Source organism: Nonomuraea composti (assembly GCF_012034275.1).
Taxonomy (GTDB): Bacteria; Actinomycetota; Actinomycetes; order Streptosporangiales; family Streptosporangiaceae; genus Nonomuraea; species Nonomuraea composti.
The window spans coordinates 580,795-598,176 of sequence record NZ_JAATEP010000001.1 but is presented as its reverse complement, the minus strand read 5'-3'; the positions used below and the strand labels follow the sequence as shown (position 1 = coordinate 598,176).

Genomic DNA, 17,382 nt, shown 5'->3' with positions numbered 1-17,382 from the left:
TTTCCTCACGGGGAGTCAAACAGGACTCGACATGGGGCCCCAATTTTTGTCAGGCGCGGTACGGGTGGAGGCGCGGCCACCACCCCGGCACGTGCGCCCGGTAGGTGTCGTAGTCGGCGCCGAACTTCCGCCTGAGGTGCGGCTCCTCGTACCAGTGGACGAAGGACCAGATCGGGATCACCAGGACGGCGGCGTAGAGCAGCAGCCAGGGGTCCCCGAGGAGCATGGCCTGGCCGATCACGGCGGCGAAGATCGCGACGTACATGGGGTTGCGGACGTAGCGGTAGAAGCCGCCGACCACCAGCCGGTCGGGCGGCGCGACCGGGATCGGCGTGCCGAGCCCCTCGATCACGAACCTGACGAACGCGTGGACCAGCACGGCCAGCCCCGCGAGCACCAGGACGGCGCCGAGCGCCCTGAGCGGGATCATGACCGGGCCGGGGAAGGGGTCGCGGAGCCGCCAGCCGCTGATCCAGTACGGGACGAGCACGGCGACGACTCCTGGGCCGGCGGCGAAGAAGGTGGCGCTGACGGCGGCTGCGGGCGTTCTGCGCATGGGCATCGCTCCTAATTCATCCTGTGATGAGTTTAGGCGGCCCGCCACGACAACGTCAACGCCTGTTGGCACTTTCAGGCGATGCGGAGCACGATCTTGCCGCGCACGCCGCCCGCCTCCAGCGCGCGATGCGCCTTGGCCACCTCCTCCAGGGGGAACACCGTGTCCACGACCGGGCGCAGGTCGCCGCGTTCCACGTACCGGGCGAGGTCGGCGAAGAGCCGGTGGGACGGGTCGCCGCTGAACGCCCGCACGCGGCGGCTGCCGTGCACGGTGGACGCCGCGATGTAGGCCAGGGACGCGGCGGGCCGGCCGAGGTCGAAGGCGATCGCCACCATGCGCCCGGACGGCGTCAGCAGGCGGCGGTAGGCGGGATGGTCGGTGCCGACGGTGTCCATGACGACGTCGAAGCGCCCCAGGTCCGCCGGGGCCGTAGTCGCGTAGTCGTACGCCTCGTCGGCGCCGAGGTCGCGGACGAGATCGAGGTTGCGCGCCCCGGCCAGGGCCGTGACGTGGGCGCCGAGCGCCTTGCCGAGCTGCACCGCCACCACGCCCACGCCGCCGCTCGCCCCGCGCACCAGCAGCCGCTCGCCGGGGCGCAGCCGCGCCTTGTCGCGCAGCGCCGTGATCGCCGTCGTGCCCACCGGCAGCGCGGCCGCCTCGACCAGGTCGAGCCCCGTCGGCGCCAGGGACAGGCGGCGCGGTCGGACCGCCACGTACTCGGCGTTGCTGCCGAACGTGCGGCCCAGCACGCCCCACACCCGGTCGCCGACCTTCGGGGCGGTCGCGCCCTCTCCCAGGGCGACGACCTCGCCGGTGAAGTCCAGCCCCATCCGCTTGGGCCAGCCGCGCTGCATCAGCTCCGTCACCGGCCGCACTTTGCCCGCCCGGCCGTGCAGCTCGCCGCCGTTGAGGCTGGCGGCGTGCACGCGCACCAGCACCTCGCCGGGCGCGGGGGCCGGCTTGGGCACTGTGCCCACGTACAGGACCTCCGGGGGGCCGTACCGGTCGAACAGGGCCGCGCGCATCTCTTTCGTCTCCATGGAAGTGACGCTAGTGCGCTAAACGGATGGGGCCGTCCATTTACGCTAATGTGAGAAACATGCCTGGTCGTACCTCTCAGATGGCGCTTCGCGCGGACGCGCGGAACAACCGGGAGCGCATCCTCGACGCCGCCCGGGAGGCGTTCGCCACGCGCGGGCTCGACGTGCCCATGGCCGCCGTCGCGCGGCGCGCCGGAGTGGGGGTGGCCACGCTCTACCGGCGCTTCCCCTCGCGGGAGTCACTGATCACGGAGGTGTTCGGGGACGAGCTGGCCGCGTGCGCATCCGTCGTGGACGAGGCGCTGGCCGATCCCGACCCGTGGCGGGCGTTCCGCGTCATGGTCGAGAAGGTGTGCGCGATGCAGGTCGCCGACCGGGGGTTCACCGAGGCGTTCCTGACGGCGTTCCCCGAGGCGGTCGACTTCGAGCGGACGCGGACGCGCGCCGAGCGCGGCCTGGCCGAGGTGATGGCGCGGGCCAAGGCCGCCGGGCGGCTGCGCGCCGACTTCGCGCCCGCCGACCTGGTGCTGCTGCTCAAGGCCAACTGCGGCGTCGCGACCGGCAGCCCGGAGGAGGCGGCGGCGGCGTCGCGGCGGCTGGTGGCGTACCTGCTGCAGTCCTTCCGCGCCGAGCACGCCGAGCCGCTGCCGCCCGCGCCGCCCCTCACCCTCGGCCACCTGCACGCCACGGCCGCGCGCTGACCTCTTCGACGCGCTTTTCGGGACGGCCGCTCTGGTGCAAGGTGGGAGGGAACCTCAAGGTTGCCAGAGCCCGGCTGAGAGGAAGCCCACCATGCACGCGAACGTCGGTGACCTGCTGATCATCCACGGTCACGTGGTCGGCCATGGAGACAGGAAGGGCGAGATCGTCGAGGTGCGGGGCCAGGACGGCGCGCCGCCGTACCTCGTGCGCTTCGACGACGGCCACGAGCAGCTCATGTTCCCCGGCCCCGACTCCGTGGTCGAGCCGGCCGAGCCCGAATAAGTCAATACGCCAGCGACTCGAGGGCGGCGGCGGCGTCACGGCCGGAGCCGGCCGCGACCTCGTTGCCGTCCCGGTCGCGGGCGATGGCGGTGATCCCGTCCACCGGGCCCCGGGCCAGCGTGATCGTGTGGCCCCTGGCGAGCAGCTCGTCCGCGCCGGGGCCGCGCCGGGCGGCGGGCCGGTCGAGCAGGCGCACCGCCGCGACCAGCGCGGCGACCGGGGTGCGGTGGCGGGTCAGCAGCACGGGCCCTTCGTCGTACGGGCCCGCGGTCTGGCGGACGAGATCCCCGAGCCGGCCCCGCGCCGTCGAGAGCGAGACCACCGGCAGGCCGCTGAGCAGCCCGTACACCTCCGACAACGGGATCAGCGCGGCCCACTCGTAGCGCTCGCGGGTGATCAGCGTGGTGGTGCCGCTCCTGGCGGCGCGCACCAGCGAGCCCCACTGGGCGCGGGCCTCCTCCACGCCGACGGGGGCGCCGAAGCGGTCGCGCAACGCCTCATAGACGGACGGATCCGTGTTGATCATGCAAGAATCGTAAGCCGCCTTACAAAACTTCGGCAACCCCGCCCGCCGCGGCCGTGACTAGGCTTGGCCGGGTGGATCAGGTCAGGGTGGTCGTCCTCGACGCGATGGGCGTCCTCTACCGCGACGGGAACGTCCAGGGCCGGGTGCTCGTCCCGTACCTGCGCGAACGCGGCTGTCAGGCCCCCGAGCAGGACATTCGCGCGGCCTACCGGGACGTCACGCTGGGCCGGACGAGCACCGCCGCCTTCTGGGCGGCGCTCGGCGCGGCGGCGGCCACCGACGAGGACTACTGCCTGCGGCACACGCTCACCGGCGGCGTGCGCGAGGCACTGGCCGAGCTGGCGGGCGACGGGCTGGAGGGCGGCGGGCTGGAGCTGGCCTGCCTGAGCAACGACGCGGCCGCCTGGTCGGCCCTCGTCCGCCGCAGGTTCGGCCTGGAGCGGCACATCGGACGCTGGTTCATCAGCTCGGAGCTGGGCGCGCGCAAGCCGGACCCCGCCGCCTACCGGGCCGTGCCGGCCGCGCTGAGCGTGCCGCCCGCGCAGGTGGTGCTCGTGGACGACCGCCCGGCCAACCTGGCGCCGGCCCGCGCGCTCGGGATGCGGACGATCCTCTTCCACAGCGACGACACCGCCGCCCACCCGGACGGCGGGGCCGCGCCGGAGCAGGAGGTCAGGACGATGCCGGAGCTGGTCGCCGCCGTCCGGCGGATGGCCGAAAACCGGTCGAAGAGGTCAGGCGCCGCCGACTAACGTGCCCCGGGTGCACATCTACCTGGAGACCGAGCGGCTGGCCCTGCGCCGCTTCGCCGAGTCCGACGCGGACGAGCTGTTCCGCCTGCACAACGACCCCGAGGTGATGCGGTACCTCAACGGCGGCAAGCCCACGCCCCGCCAGGTGATCCTCGACCGGACCCTGCCCCGGTTCATCGAGAGCGGCTTCTTCGCGGCGCTGGAGCGGCGCTCGGGCGACTTCCTCGGCTGGTTCCACCTGCGCGCGCCCGAGGGCGGCCCGCAGGAGGAGCCCGAGCTGGGCTACCGGCTGCACAAGGCGGCCTGGGGGCAGGGGTACGCGACCGAGGGCTCGCTCGCGCTGATCGGCAAGGCGTTCGCCGAGCTGGGCGCCCGGCGGGTGTTCGCGCAGACGATGGCGGTGAATCTCGGCTCGCGGCGGGTGATGGAGAAGTGCGGGCTGCGGCACGTGCGCACCTTCCACATGGACTGGCCGGATCCCATCGAGGGCACCGAGCACGGCGAGGTCGAGTACGAGCTGCTGCGCGCCGACTGGGAGGCGGCCCACAAGAGCTGAGCCGGCGCGCAGGTGCCGCACCGGCCCGCATGTGCCGCACCGGCCGAGCCCCCTGAGCGGGGCCCCAGCCGCCCGAGCCGGCCCCGGGCCGTGATGCCGGTCGGGCTGGTGTACTGGTCGGACCAGTCGTTAGGGTGCGTCGTATGGGATATGACGCGCTGTTCCGCCTGGACGGGCGGCGGGCCGTGGTGGTCGGGGCGGGGAGCGGGATCGGCAGGGAGGCCGCGCTCGCGCTGGCCGCGCACGGCGCCTCGGTGGTCTGCGCCGACCGCGACCTGCCCGCCGCCGAGGAGACCGCCGCCGGCTGCGGCGGCGACGCCCGGCTGCTCGACGTGCTCGACGCGGACGCGGTGCGCGCGCTGGCCACCGAGGCGCCGGCCGACGTGCTGGTGTTCACCGCGGCCACGAACGTGCGCAAGCGGCTGCTCGACTACTCCGGCGACGAGTTCGACCGGGTGGTCGCGCTGAACCTGCGTGCCTCCTTCGACCTGGTACGCGCGTTCGGCGCCGGCATGGTGGAGCGGGGCCGCGGCTCGATCATCGGGTTCGCCTCCATCAGGGCGTCGGTCACCGAGCCGGGCCAGGGCGTGTACTCGGCCACGAAGGCCGGGCTGGTGCAGCTCCTGCGCACGGCCGCCGCCGAGTTCGGGCCGCACGGGGTGCGGGTGAACGCCATCGCGCCCGGCGTGGTGGAGACGCCGCTGACCCGGCAGATCAGAAACGACCCCGGCTGGTACGCGGCGTACGCGACCAAGAGCGCGCTCGGCCGGTGGGCGACGGCCGACGAGCTGGCCGGGGCGGTGGTCTACCTGGCCGGCGACGCCGCGAGCTTCGTGACGGGCTCGGTGTTGTACGTGGACGGCGGCTGGACCGCGGTGGACGGCCGTTTCGACCCGCCGAATTAAGCCGAATACTTCCGGCCGAATCGGGCAGCGGGCACGGGTTCCACGAAAGGAGGAACCCATGAGAACAGCACGGAAGTTAGCACCCGCGGGCTTCGCGGCCGTGCTGGCACTGACCATGACCCCGGCCGCCGCCCAGGCCCAGACCCGGGCAGCGGTCCCCGCCCAGGCAGGCGTCACGGCGACGCAGCAGAGCGCGACGGCGCTGCACGCGTCGCGCCAGGACGCGGCGTACCTGAGGGCGGCGCACCGCGGCAACCTCGCCGAGATCGAGGCGGGCAAGGCGGCGCTGCGCGAGTCCCATGACCGGGACGTCCGCGGCCTGGCCTGGCGGCTGATCCGCGACCACCGCAAGCTGGACGCCCGGCTGCGCGGGGTCGCCGACCGGCTCGACGTCCGCCTCCCCGGCTCCCCCAGCGCCGAGCAGCGCCACGACCTTCGAGTGGTGCTGTCCAGGTCCGGTCACCGGTTCGACCGCGCCTGGCTGCGGCTGCAGGCCGAGTCGCACGAGCACGCGCTCTGGCTGGGGCAGCGGGAGCTGCGGCGCGGGCACTCCCAGTGGGTGAAGGACCTGGCGCGCGACAGCGCCCCGGTGATCCGCCACCATCTCCGCGCGGTCCGCGCCGAGATGTGACCCACGTCCCCTGATCTGACCGGCTGGTTCCGGTCAGCAGCCGTGCCCGGGCCCGGGGCCGCCGCGCAAGGGTCTCAGAAACTCCTTGACCCCGGCGGCCCCGGGCTCCGGGCACCTCAGGCCCCGGGCTCCGGGCACCTCAGCCCCTTCAGGGCTTTACAGGGCTCTCCGGGGCTTTACCGGGCTCTTCGGGGCGTCACGGGCGGATGATCGCCATCCGGGTGACGGTCAGCTCCTCGATCGCGAAGCGCGGCCCCTCGCGTCCCGCCCCCGAGTCCTTCACCCCTCCGTACGGCATGTTGTCGGCCCTGAACCCCGGCACGTCGTTGACCACCACCCCGCCCGCCTCGATCCGCTCGATCGCCGCGAACGCCGTGGCCAGCGAGCGGGTGAACACCGCCGCGTGCAGGCCGTACCTCGACTTGTTGACCGCGGCGAAGGCGGCGTCCACGTCCGGCACCCGGCGCACGCACACGACGGGCCCGAAGATCTCCTCGTCCCAGGCGGCGGCCCCGTCGGGGACGCCGGCCAGCACCGTCGGCGCGATGGCGGCGCCGTCGCGGTGCCCGCCCGCGACCACCTCGGCGCCTGAGGCGGCGATCCACTCCAGCACGCGCTCGGCCGCGGCTCGGTCGATCAGCGGGGCGACGCGGGTCTCCGGCAGCCGGGGGTCGCCGACCGTGACGCTCTTGACCCGCTCGGCCAGCAGCGGCAGGAACGCGTCCGCGACCGGTTCCTCGACCAGCACCCGCTGCACGGAGATGCACGCCTGCCCCGAGGCGTAGTAGCCGCCGCGCACCACCGCGTCGGCGGCGGCCTCCAGGTCGGCGTCGGCCGCGACCACGAGGGCCGCGTTCGAGCCGAGCTCCAGCAGCACCTTCGTGGGGGCGGCGGCGCGCGCGATGGCGTGGCCGGTGGCGGCCGAGCCGGTGAACGACACCGCGCCGATCCGCCGGTCCTCCACCAGCGTCCGCCCGACCTCCGCCCCGCCGGTCACGACCTGCACGGCGGCGGGCGGCAGCGCGTCCCTGAGCAGGTGCGCCAGCCACAGGGTGGCCAGCGGGGTCGCGGGGGCCGGCTTGACGATGACCGGGCAGCCCGCCGCCACGGCCGGCGCGATCTTGTGGGCGGCGAGGAGGAGCGGATAGTTGAAGCCCGTGATGCCGACGACCACGCCGATCGGCCGCCGCGTCCAGAACCCGACCAGGCCCTCGCCGGACGGCAGCAGGTCGAGCGGCACCGTCTCGCCGTGCAGCCGCGCCACCTCCTCGGCGGCGGTCGCGAGCGTCAGGAGCGTCCTCGCCACCTCGACCCGGCAGTCCACCAGCGGCTTGCCGGTCTCCAGCACGAGCAGCCGCTCGAACTCCGCCCGCCGCTCGCGTAGCGCGTCATGGGCGCCCATGAGGGCGGCGCGGCGGGCGTGCGACGGCAGCGCCGCCGTCACCGCAGCCGCGGCCAGCGCCTCCTCCAGGGCCCTGGCGGCCAGCTCGGCCGTGCCGAGCGGCGCCGTGGCCACCGTGGAGCCGTCGTACGGGAAGATCACGTCGGTGGTGCCGGGGGTCTCCACCCAGCCGTCGCCGATGGGCAGGCCCGCGGGCCAGCTCTGCTTGAAGGTCATGGTCGGCTCCGCAGTGCGCTCGGGAACACGTCGAGGTAGGCAGGGGCGTCCGGGCGTCCGGTGGCGGTCAGCACGGCGTCCGCCACCGCGCGGCTGAACACGTCCGCCGCGGCGGCCAGGACGTCCTGGAACGTGTCGCGGCGCGGGGCGGGGCGGGCGCAGGTGGCCAGGCCGAAGATGGTGTCGCCGTCGGTCATCGTGTGCGCCGGCCTGATCGCCCTGGCCAGGCCGTCGTGCGCGACCGCGGCCAGCTTGCCGCACTGCGCCTTCGTGAGCGTGCGGTCGGTGGCCACGATCCCGATCGTGGTGTTGAACGAGGGCGCCCTCTCCGGGTTCCAGGCCGCGGCCTCGTCCGGCGTCGGAGGGCGAAGGTGGTCGAACTCGCCCGGCAGCCCGTACCGGGCGCCCGCGAGGGTCGCGTCACGCGGATCGAGGACGGACCCGGCGGCGTTGACCACGGCCAGGGCGGCCACGGTGCTGCCATCGGGCAGCACGGCACTGGCGGTCCCCACGCCCCCGGCCAGCCCACCCGCCACCGCCCCGGTCCCCGCCCCGACCGACCCCCGCGCGGGTCCCCGGTGACACACGACGGCACCGTCCGGGGCCGGGGTCCTTTCGTCGGAAGAAGGGAAAGGGACTGTGGTGCCCGCCGAGCCGGTCGGCTGACCGCCGCCCGTGGCCGCAGCACCGCCGGAGCCGCAGACGGCGCAGGCGGAGGCGGCGCCAGCAGGCACGGCGCTGCCGGGCACGGCGGGCACGCTGGCGGGTGCGGTGGCGGGGCAGGTGCAGGGGGTGGCGGCGTCGTAGGCGGCGGCGCCCAGGGAGGCGTCTGGGACGGCGCGGAAGGTGCCGCCGCGGCCCAGGTCGAAGATGACGGCCGCCGGGACGATCGGCACCACTCCGCCCGCCACCGGGAACCCGGCGCCGGCGTCCGCGAGCCGGGACATCACCCCGCACGCGGCGCTCAGCCCGAAGGCGCTGCCGCCCGACAGGACGACGGCGTGCACCCGTTCGACCAGGTTCCGGGGGTCCAGAAGCTCGGTCTCGCGGGTGCCGGGGGCGGCGCCGCGCACGTCCACCCCGGCCACGGCGCCGGCGGCGGGGGCGAGGACGACGGTGGTGCCGGTGCGGTAGCCGCCGCCGACGCGGTGGGCGTGCCCGACCCGCAGCCCCGCCACGTCCACCAGCGAGTTCGTCGCCCCGGCCCGCCACATGGGGAGCATCAGTGGTCCCCGTGCAGGAAGCGGCGGGCGGCCTCGGCGAAGACGCGGGTGCAGCGGACGATGTCCGCCACCTCCACGAACTCGTCGGCCTGGTGGGCGATCCACTTGCCGCCGGGCCCGTACACGACCGACGGCACCCCGCCCCAGTGCGTCAGGACGGTCCCGTCGGTGGTGCCGGGCACGCCGCCGTACACGGGCTCCTCGCCGGTGACGGCGCGGTGGGCGGCGGCGAGCGCGGCGACGACGGGGTGGGTGCGGGGGACGTCCACGGGCGGCCGGTCCACCAGCACCGTCACCTCGGCCGAGATGCCGTCGCCGGTGGCGAGGGCGGCCACCCGGTCGGCGATCTCCTTGTGGTCGGCGCCGGGCACGGTGCGTACGTCCACGAAGACCGAGGCGGTGGCGGGGATGACGTTGACCTGCTCCTCGGAGCCGGCCCGCACGACGGTCGGCGTGACGTACACCTCACCGAGGTGCTCGTGCGCGGGATGCCGCCGCTGCAGCTCCTCCTGGAGCGTGCGCAGCCCGACGAGCAGGGCGCCGGCGGCGGCGATGGGGTTGCGGCCGTGCTGCGGCATGGCGCCGTGGGCCATGCGGCCGGTGAGGTCGACGCGCAGCCGCAGCGCGCCCTTGGCGACGGCGCAGATCTCGCCGGCCTCCGGTTCGGCGACGATGGCGCCGTCCACGTCGGAGGCGAGGCCCGCATTGACGAAGTGGTGCGCGCCGAGCATGAGGCCTTCCTCGTCGGCGAGCGCGCACACCTTGATCCGGCCCGGGAACGTTCCCGCGAGCTGCAGGGCGCGGGTGGCGTAGAGGACGGCGGCCAGGCCGGACTTCATGTCGGCGCTGCCCCGCCCCCACAGCTTGCCGTCGCGGATCTCCCCGCCGAACGGGTCGACGGTCCAGGACGACAGGTCGCCCTCGGTGACGACGTCGGTGTGCCCCTCGAACATGAGGGTGGGCCCGGGTCCGCCGCCACCCTCGACGACGGCGACCACGTTGGGCCGGCCGGGCGCGGCCTCGTACACGACGGGGTCCCAGCCCCATTCGCGCATCCGCGCTTCGACGAGCTCGGCGGCGGACCGCTCGGAGCGGCCGCGCGCCGGGTCGTTGGTGCTGGGGATGCGCACCAGCGCCTGCGTGAACGCCACCACTCCGTCGGCGTCGACTTCGATCACAGCAGTCCCTCCAGGGTCGGTACGGCCTGCAGCAGCGCCCGCGTGTACGGGTGGGCGGGCGCGGCCCAGACGTCGTCCACGGGCCCGGTCTCCACGATCTCGCCCTTGCTCATGACCGCGACCGTCTCGCACACGTGCCGTACCACGGACAGGTCGTGCGAGACGAACACGAGTGTGAGCCCCAGCTCGTCCACGAGGTCGGCCAGCAGGTTGAGTATCTGCCCGCGTACGGAGACGTCCAGGGCGCTGACGGGCTCGTCGGCGACCAGTACCTTCGGGCGGGGCGCGAGCGCGCGGGCGATGGCGATGCGCTGCCGCTGCCCGCCGGAGAACTGGTGCGGGTACCGGTCGGCCGCGCCGGCGGGCAGCCCGACGGCGTCGAGCAGTTCGGTCACCCGGTCGCCGGCGGGCAGGCCGAGGGCGGCCAGCGGCTCGGCGACGAGGTCGCGCACGCGCATGCGGGGGTCGAGCGAGCTCATCGGGTCCTGGAAGACGATCTGGAGGTTCTCGCGCAGGAAGCGCAGCCGCCGCTCGGGCCGGCCGGTGATCTCCTGGCCGTCGAAGCGGATGCTGCCGCTGGTGGGCTGGTCGAGGGCGCAGAGCAGGCGCAGCAGGGTGGACTTGCCGGAGCCGGACTCGCCGACGATGCCGTAGCGCTCGCCGCGCCCGACGGTCAGGGAGACGTCGCGCAGGGCGTGCACGGCGGCGCCCGGCCGGGTGAGCGAGGTGCGGGGGCGCCGGTAGACCCGGTTGAGGGAGAGGGCCTCAATCAGCGGGGTGCCAGCATGCGTGGGCATGGCCGTCTCCTGTCAGCGCGGGAGTCGTCTCGCACGTGGGGGTGGCGTGCGGGCAGCGGTTGCGGAAGACGCAGCCGCTGGGGAAGCGGCCCGCCGGGGGGACGCTGCCGGCGATGGTGGGCAGGCGGGTGCCGCGCGGGGTGAGCCTGCTGGCGGCGAGCAGGCCCTGGGTGTAGCGGTGGCGGGGGCGGGTGAAGACGTCGCGGAGGGGGCCGGACTCGACGACGCGGCCGCCGTACATGACCAGGACCCGCTCGCACATGGAGGCGACCACGGCCAGGTCGTGGGTGATGAACAGCAGCGCGGGCGCGACCTCGGCGATCAGGTCGAGCATCTGCTTCTGCACGGTGACGTCGAGCGCGGTGGTGGGCTCGTCGCAGATGAGCAGCTCGGGGCCGTTGGCCAGGGCGATGGCGAGCATGACGCGCTGGCGCTGGCCGCCGGAGAGCTGGTGCGGGTACGCGCGGGCGATGTGTCCCGGCTCGGGCAGCCGTACGCGCTCCAGCAGCTCGACGGCGCGCTCGCGGGCCTCCTGGCGGGGGCGGCCGTGCAGGGTCATGACCTCGGCCACCTGGGCGCCGACGCGCATGAGCGGGTTGAGCGCGGTCATGGGCTCCTGGAAGACCATGGACAGGGCCCGGCCGCGCAGGTCCTTGACGCGGCTCTCCGGCACGCCGACCAGGTCCCGCTCGCCGAGCCTGGCCCGGCCGGAGGCGGTGACGCCCTCGGGGAGCAGGCCCATGAGGGACAGCGCGGTGAGCGACTTGCCGGAGCCGGACTCGCCGATGAGGCCGACCCGCTCGCCGGGCGCGATGCTGAAGGACACGTCGCGGACCAGCTCGACGGCGTCCGCGCGCACGTGCAGGCCCTCAACCGTCAGCACGGATCCTCCTGAGCTTGGGGTCGAGGTGGTCGCGCAGGCCGTCGCCGAGGAGGTTGAAGCCGAGCACGGCCAGGGCGATCGCGAGGCCGGGCCACAGCGCCAGGCGCGGCGTGGAGAACAGCAGCTCCTGCGACTCCTGCAGCATCCGGCCCCACGACGGGATGGGCGGGCGGGTGCCGAAGCCGAGGAACGACAGCGCCGCCTCGGCCAGGATCGCGATCGCGAACGACACCGACGCCTGCACGATCAGCACGGAGCCGATGTTCGGCAGCACGTGCCGGACGGCGATGGCGGGCCGGCGCCGCCCGGCGGCCCGGGCGGCCAGGATGTAGTCGGTCACCATGACCTGGAGCGTCGCGGCGCGGGCCACGCGGGCGAACGCGGGCACGGTGGCCACCCCGATCGCGATCATCGCGGTGAGCGTGCCGGGCCCGTACACGGCGCCGAGCATGACGGCCAGCAGCAGTGCCGGGAAGGCGAAGACGAGGTCGTTGACCCGCATGATCAGCTCGGACAGCCAGCCGCGCGGCGTCATCCCGGCGATCACGCCGAGCGGGGTGCCGACGACGGCGGCGATGCCGACCGCGACGACGCCGACGTACAGGGTGGTGCGGGCGCCGACCATGAGCTGGCTGAAGGTGTCGCGGCCGAACTTGTCGGCGCCGAGCAGGTAGCCGCCGCCGGGCTCGCGCAGCTTGCGGGCGGCGTCCACGAGCGTGGGGTCGTGCGGCGTCCAGAAGAAGGAGACGGCGGCGGCGAGCACGACGAGCCCGACGAGCGTGCCGCCGGTCAGCAGCGCCAGGTTGGGCCGGCCTCTCATCGCAGCCTCGGGTCGAGCAGGTGGTAGGTCACGTCCACCACGAAGTTGATCAGCAGGACGGCCGCCACCAGCACCATCACCACACCTTGGACGAGCAGCAGGTCGCGCCCGGCGACGCCGTTGAGCAGCAGGTCGCCGAGCCCGGGGATGACGAAGACCCGCTCGACGACGACGGCGCCGATGAGCAGCGTGGCCAGTTGCAGGCCGAGCACGGTGACGACGGGCACGGAGGCGTTGCGCAGCCCGTGCCGCCACAGCGCGCCGGTGCGGCCGCGGCCCTTGGCGCGGGCGGTGCGCAGGTAGTCCTCGCGCATGACGTCGAGGACGGCGCTGCGCACGTAGCGGGTGAGCACGGCGCCCTGCACGAGCCCGAGCGACAGCCACGGCAGCAGCAGGCCGCGCAGCCACTCCCCCGGGTCGTCGGCGATGGGCACGTAGCCGCCGGAGGGCAGCACCTGGGCCTGCACGGCGAAGACGAACACGAGCAGGATCCCGGCCAGGAACGCGGGGACCGCGATGCCGACCTGGCTGGCCGCGCTGATCGCCGCGCCGAGGGGGTCGCGGTGGTGCACGGCGGCGAACGTGCCCAGCGGCACGGCCAGCACCAGGGCCACGGCCATGCCGCCGAGTACGAGCACGGCGGTGACGCCGAGCCGGTCGGAGATCTGCGGGCCGATGGGGGCGCTGGTCACGTACGAGGTGCCGAAGTCGCCCTGGACGAGCCCGCCGAACCAGTCGAGGAACTGCACGGCGGGCGGCCGGTCGGTGCCGAACCGGTGGCGCAGGTCGGCCACCGCCTCGGGGGTGGCGTTGACGCCGAGCGCGATCTCGGCCGGGTCGCCGGGCAGCAGCGCCATGAACGCGAACACCGCGACGGCGGCCACGACGGTGCTCGCGAGCAGCACCGCCAGCCGTTTGACGAGGTACAGGATCACTGCTTGGCGAGCGCGGTGAAGTCGAAGGACTCCGCGATGGCGTTCTTCGGCAGCCCGGTGACGCCCTTCTTCGCCACGATCAGGTTGGGGAACAGGAAGAGCCAGTCGGCGGCGGCGTCGTCGGACAGCAGCTTGGCGGCCTGCTTGAGGTCGTCGGCCTGCTGCTGCTCGGTGCCCTCGTCGGCGGAGGCGAGCAGCTTGCCGAACTCGGGGTTGTCGTAATGGAAGTAGTACGACTTGTCGGCGAATATGCCCATGTCGCGGGGCTCGACGTGGTTGATGATGGACAAGTCGTAGTCGCCCTTGCTGAACACCTGGTCCAGCCACCGCGCGGGGAACTCCAGCGGCTCGATCTCGGCGTTGATGCCCACCTGGGCGAGCTGCGACTTGACGACCTGCGCGCTGCTGACCGCGTACGGCAGGTTGGGGATGCGCATCTTGACCGCGTACGTCTTGCCGCCCAGCAGCTCCTTGGCCTTGGCCGGATCGTACGCGTAGTCGCCGGTGCGGTCCTCGTACCAGGGGTCGGTGGGCGGCACCATCGAGCCGATGAGCTGGCCGCGCCCGGCCCAGGCGGTGTCGAGCAGCGCCTTGTGGTCGATGGCGTGCCGCACGGCCTGCCTGACCTTCTTGTCGTCGAACGGCGGGCGGCCGTTGTTCATCGACAGCACGACCTCGCCGTTGGTGGTGCCTTCGACGGTCTGGAACCGGTTCGGGTCGGCGAACTGCTGCAGCGACTCGGGCGCCTGGACGCTGGAGATGACGTCGATGCCGCCGGTCAGCAGCGCGTTGTTCATCGCGGTGGCGTCCTTGAAGTACTTCATGGTGACCGACGACAGCGCCGGCTTGGTGCCCCAGTAGGAGGGGTTGGCGTCGAGCCGGATGGAGTCGCCGCGCCGCCAGGCGCCCAGCACGTACGGGCCGGTGCCGACGGGCTTGTTGGCCAGGTCGGCGACGCCGGTGCGGCTGAACATGGCGCCGAGCCTGCTGGTCATCGCGTAGAGGAAGCCGTTGCTGGGGCGTTCGAGCGTGACGACGGCGGTGCTGTCGTCCTTCTTCTCGACCTTGTCGACGACGTCGAGCTGGGTCTTGATCTTGAGCTTCCAGTCGGTCTTCACCCGGCCGAGCGAGAAGACGACGTCGTCGGCGGTGAACGGGGCGCCGCTGCTGAACTTCACGTTCTTGCGCAGGGTGAAGGTGTAGGTCTTCCGGTCGCCGGAGACGTCCCACTTCTCGGCCAGCAGGGGGACGATCTCGCCGTTCTGGTCGAGCTTGACCAGGCCCTCGTAGACGTTGACGAGCAGGATCTGCGGGATCGCGGCGCCCTCGGTGGAGGTGAAGTCGAGGTTGGCGGGCTCGGCCACCGCGCCGACCGACAACGACTGGGCCTTCGCCCCGCCGCCGCTCCCGCTTCCGTTTCCGGGGCTGCCTCCGCAGGCTGCCGTGGCCAGCAGGAGACCGCCGGCGGCGATCCAGATGCCGATGCGCCTCATGTCCTACAGCCTCCTGGCTAGTGCACTGGTCTGACCAGTAGGCTACGCACATTGCCAGTCGGCGACGGCTCGGGTCAAGGGGGCTTGATGGGTGGTCCGCGCTTCGAGCCGGTACGTACCGTGCGGGCTTACGAGCGGGTCGTGGAGCAGGTCGAGGAGGCCATCGAGAGCGGCGCGCTCTCGCCCGGCGAGCGGCTGCCCAGCGAGCGGGAGCTGATGGTGCAGTTCTCGGTCAGCCGGTCCACCGTGCGGGAGGCGCTGCGGGTGCTGCAGGCGCGCGGCCTGGTGCGCTCGCGGCCGGGCGATCCGAACGGGGCGGAGGTGCTGCCGTTCTCGCCCGCCGCATTACACAAGTCGATGACCACGCTGGCCCGGGTGGCGGAGCTGTCGCTCGGGGAGCTGGTGCAGTTCAGGATGGTGCTCGACGGGGCGGCCGTCCTGCTGGCCGCGCGGCTGCGCACCGAGGAGCAGCTGGCCGAGATGGGCGCGGCGGTCGCGGCGATGCGGGCCGCCGCCGGCACCGACGAGGAGGCGTTCGGGGCGGCCGACGTGGCCTTCCACGACGCGGTGGCGCGGGCCGGCGGCAACAAGCTGATCCAGATCTGCACCGACGTGGTGCGCTCGATCGTGGTCAAGCTCATCGCGGACCGGATCGCCGCCGCGCCCGACCGGGAGGAGCTGATGCGGCGCAGCATCCGCCACCACGAGGAGGTCATCGCCGCCATCCGGGCCGGCGACGGTCCGCTGGCCGCTCGTTTGTCGAGGAAGGCGATGTATGACTATTACGCCGGGTATGTAGGTGAAGGTGAGCGGAGTGCCCTGAGGGCGCTCTTGGAGTGATCTGGCCCACAGGGTGTTATGTTGCCGGGGTGGCGCACGTGGACGGGGACCGGGTCGGGGACACGGTCGGGGACGCAGTGGCGGGCGGGCTGACAGAAGCCTTCCTGCGTGAGCCGCGCCGATACACCAGTCACCAGGTCGCCGAGATGGCGGGGGTGCCGGTCTATCGGGCGCGGCGCTTCTGGCGCGCCCTGGGCTTCGCCAACGTGCCCGACGACGCCGTCGAGTTCACCGACTCCGACGTCGAGGCGCTCAAAACGCTGCTCGGCATGGTCACCTCCGGCGTCTACGACGAGGAGCACGTGCTGCTCATCGCCCGCTCACTCGGCCGGGCCACCACCCGGCTCGCCGAGTCGCAGGCCGAGCTGGGCGCGGAGGCGCTCGACGCCGCGGGCGTGCCGCTGGCCGAGCGGCCGCGCGCCTGGCGCAGGCGGGCCGAGCGGGTGGTGCCCGACCTGGCCCGGCTGCTGGTCTACGCCTGGCAGCGCCAGCTCGCCGCCGCGGCCGGGCGCATCGCCGAGCAGGACATGAGCTCCGTACGGCTCGCCGTCGGGTTCGCCGACCTCGTCGCCTTCACCCGGCTGAGCAGGCAGATCACCGGCAGCGAGCTGGCCCGGCTGATCGACAGGTTCGAGGGGCGCTCGGCCGACATCGTGACGTCCTCCGGCGGGCGGGTGGTCAAGACGCTGGGCGACTCGGTGCTGTTCGTGAGCGACAAGGCGCACGTGGCGGCGGAGATCGCGCTGCGGCTGGTGGAGACGCACGCGCGCGGCAGGGACATGCCGGAGCTGCGCGTGGGGCTGGCCTCCGGGCCGGTGGTGTGGCGCATGGGCGACGTCTTCGGCACGACGGTGAACCTGGCGAGCCGGCTGACCGCGTTGTCCCTGCCGGGAACGATCCTGGCCGACCCGCAGCTCGCCGAGGAGCTGGAGGGCGATCGTGCCTTCCGGCTGCGGGAGGTCAACCGGCTGTCGGTGCGCGGGCTGGGCGAGCTGGCGCCGTACACGGTGATGCGGGCGGGCAGCGCCTGACCGCCGGCTCGTTGGCAGCGGCTCGTCGTCAGCGGCTCTTTCTCATCGGCTCTTTCTCATCGGCGGCAACCTGAGCGGGACGACGATGCGTCACTAGCGTCAGCTAGCCGCTCTCACAGGAGGATCGCCGAAGTTGGCGGACAGGGCAATTTTTCAGGACTTCGTGGTGACGAGGTCGGACCGGCTGTTACGGACGGCGTACCTGCTGGCCCGCGACTGGGGTGTGGCGGAGGACCTGCTGCAGGAGTCGCTGACCAAGGCGTGGTTCGCGTGGCCGGGCATCGACGAGCCCGAGGCGTACGTGCGCAGGGTGCTGGTCACCACGTACGTCTCCTGGTGGCGGCGGCGCTGGCGCAGGGAGCTGCCCAGCGACGACCTGCCGGAGCGGCCCGCCCTCGACGCCGCCCTCGACCTGGCTCGTGACGGCGAGGAGCTGTGGCGGGCCGTGGGGCGGCTGCCGGCCAGGCAGCGCGCCGTGATCGTGCTGCGCTTCTACGAGGACCTGCCGGTCGGCGAGGTGGCCAGGCTGCTGGGCTGCCAGGAGGGCACAAGAGCCAGACGGCCAAGGCCCTGGCGAAGCTGCGAGTGGACGAGTCGATCGTGAAGGAGAC

20 protein-coding genes are annotated in these 17,382 nt (G+C 73.5%); 9 read left to right on the top strand and 11 right to left on the bottom strand.

The annotated features are described in order from the left end of the window. Window positions 1–49 precede the first annotated feature (49 nt). Window positions 50–556 (bottom strand): methyltransferase family protein, encoded by a 507-nt coding sequence (locus tag HCN51_RS02650; RefSeq protein WP_168006280.1) that lies wholly within the window; start codon window positions 554–556, stop codon window positions 50–52. A 74-nt stretch (window positions 557–630) separates the two neighbouring features. Further along, window positions 631–1,599, bottom strand: a complete 969-nt coding sequence (locus tag HCN51_RS02645; protein ID WP_240972311.1) for an NAD(P)-dependent alcohol dehydrogenase — start codon at window positions 1,597–1,599, stop codon at window positions 631–633. Between the two features lie 59 nt (window positions 1,600–1,658). On the opposite strand from HCN51_RS02645, the gene HCN51_RS02640 reads away from it, so the two are divergent. Together HCN51_RS02640 and HCN51_RS02635 are read left to right on the top strand one after the other, a co-directional pair. Then, the gene (locus tag HCN51_RS02640) at window positions 1,659–2,300 is read left to right on the top strand and encodes a TetR/AcrR family transcriptional regulator (RefSeq protein ID WP_206066417.1); all 642 of its coding nucleotides are present in this window, start codon (window positions 1,659–1,661) and stop codon (window positions 2,298–2,300) included. A 91-nt stretch (window positions 2,301–2,391) separates the two neighbouring features. Continuing rightward, window positions 2,392–2,583, top strand: coding sequence for a DUF1918 domain-containing protein (locus HCN51_RS02635; RefSeq protein WP_080040485.1), 192 nt, complete (start codon window positions 2,392–2,394; stop codon window positions 2,581–2,583). Between the two features lies 1 nt (window position 2,584). On the opposite strand, the gene HCN51_RS02630 is transcribed toward HCN51_RS02635, so the two are convergent. Then, window positions 2,585–3,109 (bottom strand): type II toxin-antitoxin system prevent-host-death family antitoxin, encoded by a 525-nt coding sequence (locus HCN51_RS02630; protein ID WP_168006278.1) that lies wholly within the window; start codon window positions 3,107–3,109, stop codon window positions 2,585–2,587. 71 nt (window positions 3,110–3,180) lie between these two features. Between HCN51_RS02630 and HCN51_RS02625 the strand changes: the two genes are divergently transcribed. From HCN51_RS02625 to HCN51_RS02610, 4 genes are all read left to right on the top strand, one after another. Further along, a complete protein-coding gene (locus tag HCN51_RS02625; protein ID WP_206066416.1) occupies window positions 3,181–3,861 on the top strand; it encodes an HAD-IA family hydrolase in 681 nt (226 codons plus the stop codon). A gap of 10 nt (window positions 3,862–3,871) precedes the next feature. Then, a complete protein-coding gene (locus HCN51_RS02620; RefSeq protein WP_168006276.1) occupies window positions 3,872–4,417 on the top strand; it encodes a GNAT family N-acetyltransferase in 546 nt (181 codons plus the stop codon). Window positions 4,418–4,560: 143 nt separating this feature from the next. Then, the gene (locus tag HCN51_RS02615; protein WP_168006274.1) at window positions 4,561–5,322 is read left to right on the top strand and encodes an SDR family NAD(P)-dependent oxidoreductase; all 762 of its coding nucleotides are present in this window, start codon (window positions 4,561–4,563) and stop codon (window positions 5,320–5,322) included. A 58-nt stretch (window positions 5,323–5,380) separates the two neighbouring features. Beyond that, window positions 5,381–5,953 (top strand): DUF4142 domain-containing protein, encoded by a 573-nt coding sequence (locus HCN51_RS02610; protein ID WP_168006272.1) that lies wholly within the window; start codon window positions 5,381–5,383, stop codon window positions 5,951–5,953. A 196-nt stretch (window positions 5,954–6,149) separates the two neighbouring features. Here HCN51_RS02610 and HCN51_RS02605 read toward each other — a convergent pair whose 3' ends face one another. Genes HCN51_RS02605 through HCN51_RS02570 form a run of 8 tightly spaced genes read right to left on the bottom strand, consistent with a single transcriptional unit; the run spans window position 6,150 to window position 14,900 of the window. Beyond that, the gene (locus HCN51_RS02605; RefSeq protein ID WP_168006270.1) at window positions 6,150–7,571 is read right to left on the bottom strand and encodes an aldehyde dehydrogenase family protein; all 1,422 of its coding nucleotides are present in this window, start codon (window positions 7,569–7,571) and stop codon (window positions 6,150–6,152) included. Then, window positions 7,568–8,794 (bottom strand): P1 family peptidase, encoded by a 1,227-nt coding sequence (locus tag HCN51_RS02600; protein WP_206066415.1) that lies wholly within the window; start codon window positions 8,792–8,794, stop codon window positions 7,568–7,570. The genes HCN51_RS02605 and HCN51_RS02600 overlap by 4 nt, the downstream gene beginning before the upstream one ends. Then, complete coding sequence (locus tag HCN51_RS02595; RefSeq protein WP_168006268.1) at window positions 8,794–9,972, bottom strand: ArgE/DapE family deacylase; 1,179 nt, start codon at window positions 9,970–9,972, stop codon at window positions 8,794–8,796. Before HCN51_RS02595 ends, HCN51_RS02600 begins: the two co-directional genes overlap by 1 nt. After that, a complete protein-coding gene (locus HCN51_RS02590; protein WP_168006266.1) occupies window positions 9,969–10,769 on the bottom strand; it encodes an ATP-binding cassette domain-containing protein in 801 nt (266 codons plus the stop codon). The genes HCN51_RS02595 and HCN51_RS02590 overlap by 4 nt, the downstream gene beginning before the upstream one ends. Continuing rightward, the gene (locus HCN51_RS02585; RefSeq protein WP_168006264.1) at window positions 10,738–11,652 is read right to left on the bottom strand and encodes an oligopeptide/dipeptide ABC transporter ATP-binding protein; all 915 of its coding nucleotides are present in this window, start codon (window positions 11,650–11,652) and stop codon (window positions 10,738–10,740) included. Before HCN51_RS02585 ends, HCN51_RS02590 begins: the two co-directional genes overlap by 32 nt. Continuing rightward, the gene (locus HCN51_RS02580; protein WP_168006262.1) at window positions 11,639–12,472 is read right to left on the bottom strand and encodes an ABC transporter permease; all 834 of its coding nucleotides are present in this window, start codon (window positions 12,470–12,472) and stop codon (window positions 11,639–11,641) included. Before HCN51_RS02580 ends, HCN51_RS02585 begins: the two co-directional genes overlap by 14 nt. Then, window positions 12,469–13,407, bottom strand: coding sequence for an ABC transporter permease (locus tag HCN51_RS02575; protein ID WP_080040496.1), 939 nt, complete (start codon window positions 13,405–13,407; stop codon window positions 12,469–12,471). Before HCN51_RS02575 ends, HCN51_RS02580 begins: the two co-directional genes overlap by 4 nt. Beyond that, entirely contained in the window at window positions 13,404–14,900 is a 1,497-nt protein-coding gene (locus HCN51_RS02570; RefSeq protein WP_168006260.1) for an ABC transporter substrate-binding protein, read from the bottom strand. The genes HCN51_RS02575 and HCN51_RS02570 overlap by 4 nt, the downstream gene beginning before the upstream one ends. Window positions 14,901–14,987: 87 nt before the next feature. Between HCN51_RS02570 and HCN51_RS02565 the strand changes: the two genes are divergently transcribed. The 3 genes from HCN51_RS02565 to HCN51_RS02555 all read left to right on the top strand — a co-directional run bounded on the left by HCN51_RS02565 (window position 14,988) and on the right by HCN51_RS02555 (window position 17,375). After that, window positions 14,988–15,740, top strand: coding sequence for a FadR/GntR family transcriptional regulator (locus HCN51_RS02565; protein ID WP_080040498.1), 753 nt, complete (start codon window positions 14,988–14,990; stop codon window positions 15,738–15,740). A 29-nt stretch (window positions 15,741–15,769) separates the two neighbouring features. After that, entirely contained in the window at window positions 15,770–16,771 is a 1,002-nt protein-coding gene (locus HCN51_RS02560) for an adenylate/guanylate cyclase domain-containing protein (RefSeq protein WP_080040499.1), read from the top strand. A gap of 166 nt (window positions 16,772–16,937) precedes the next feature. Then, window positions 16,938–17,375: a sigma-70 family RNA polymerase sigma factor gene (locus tag HCN51_RS02555; RefSeq protein WP_346433507.1), complete on the top strand. Its 438-nt coding sequence runs from the start codon at window positions 16,938–16,940 to the stop codon at window positions 17,373–17,375. Window positions 17,376–17,382 lie beyond the last annotated feature (7 nt).

Bases quoted from the DNA above. Each gene is read 5' to 3' on its own strand.
- HCN51_RS02615 (WP_168006274.1), top strand. From the start codon at position 4,561: ATGGGATATGACGCGCTGTTCCGCCTGGACGGGCGGCGGGCCGTGGTG.
- HCN51_RS02580 (WP_168006262.1), bottom strand. From the start codon at position 12,472: ATGAGAGGCCGGCCCAACCTGGCGCTGCTGACCGGCGGCACGCTCGTC.
- HCN51_RS02605 (WP_168006270.1), bottom strand. From the start codon at position 7,571: ATGACCTTCAAGCAGAGCTGGCCCGCGGGCCTGCCCATCGGCGACGGC.
- HCN51_RS02645 (WP_240972311.1), bottom strand. From the start codon at position 1,599: ATGGAGACGAAAGAGATGCGCGCGGCCCTGTTCGACCGGTACGGCCCC.
- HCN51_RS02630 (WP_168006278.1), bottom strand. From the start codon at position 3,109: ATGATCAACACGGATCCGTCCGTCTATGAGGCGTTGCGCGACCGCTTC.
- HCN51_RS02640 (WP_206066417.1), top strand. From the start codon at position 1,659: ATGCCTGGTCGTACCTCTCAGATGGCGCTTCGCGCGGACGCGCGGAAC.
- HCN51_RS02565 (WP_080040498.1), top strand. From the start codon at position 14,988: ATGGGTGGTCCGCGCTTCGAGCCGGTACGTACCGTGCGGGCTTACGAG.
- HCN51_RS02650 (WP_168006280.1), bottom strand. From the start codon at position 556: ATGCGCAGAACGCCCGCAGCCGCCGTCAGCGCCACCTTCTTCGCCGCC.
- HCN51_RS02610 (WP_168006272.1), top strand. From the start codon at position 5,381: ATGAGAACAGCACGGAAGTTAGCACCCGCGGGCTTCGCGGCCGTGCTG.
- HCN51_RS02570 (WP_168006260.1), bottom strand. From the start codon at position 14,900: ATGAGGCGCATCGGCATCTGGATCGCCGCCGGCGGTCTCCTGCTGGCC.
- HCN51_RS02600 (WP_206066415.1), bottom strand. From the start codon at position 8,794: ATGCTCCCCATGTGGCGGGCCGGGGCGACGAACTCGCTGGTGGACGTG.
- HCN51_RS02590 (WP_168006266.1), bottom strand. From the start codon at position 10,769: ATGCCCACGCATGCTGGCACCCCGCTGATTGAGGCCCTCTCCCTCAAC.
- HCN51_RS02635 (WP_080040485.1), top strand. From the start codon at position 2,392: ATGCACGCGAACGTCGGTGACCTGCTGATCATCCACGGTCACGTGGTC.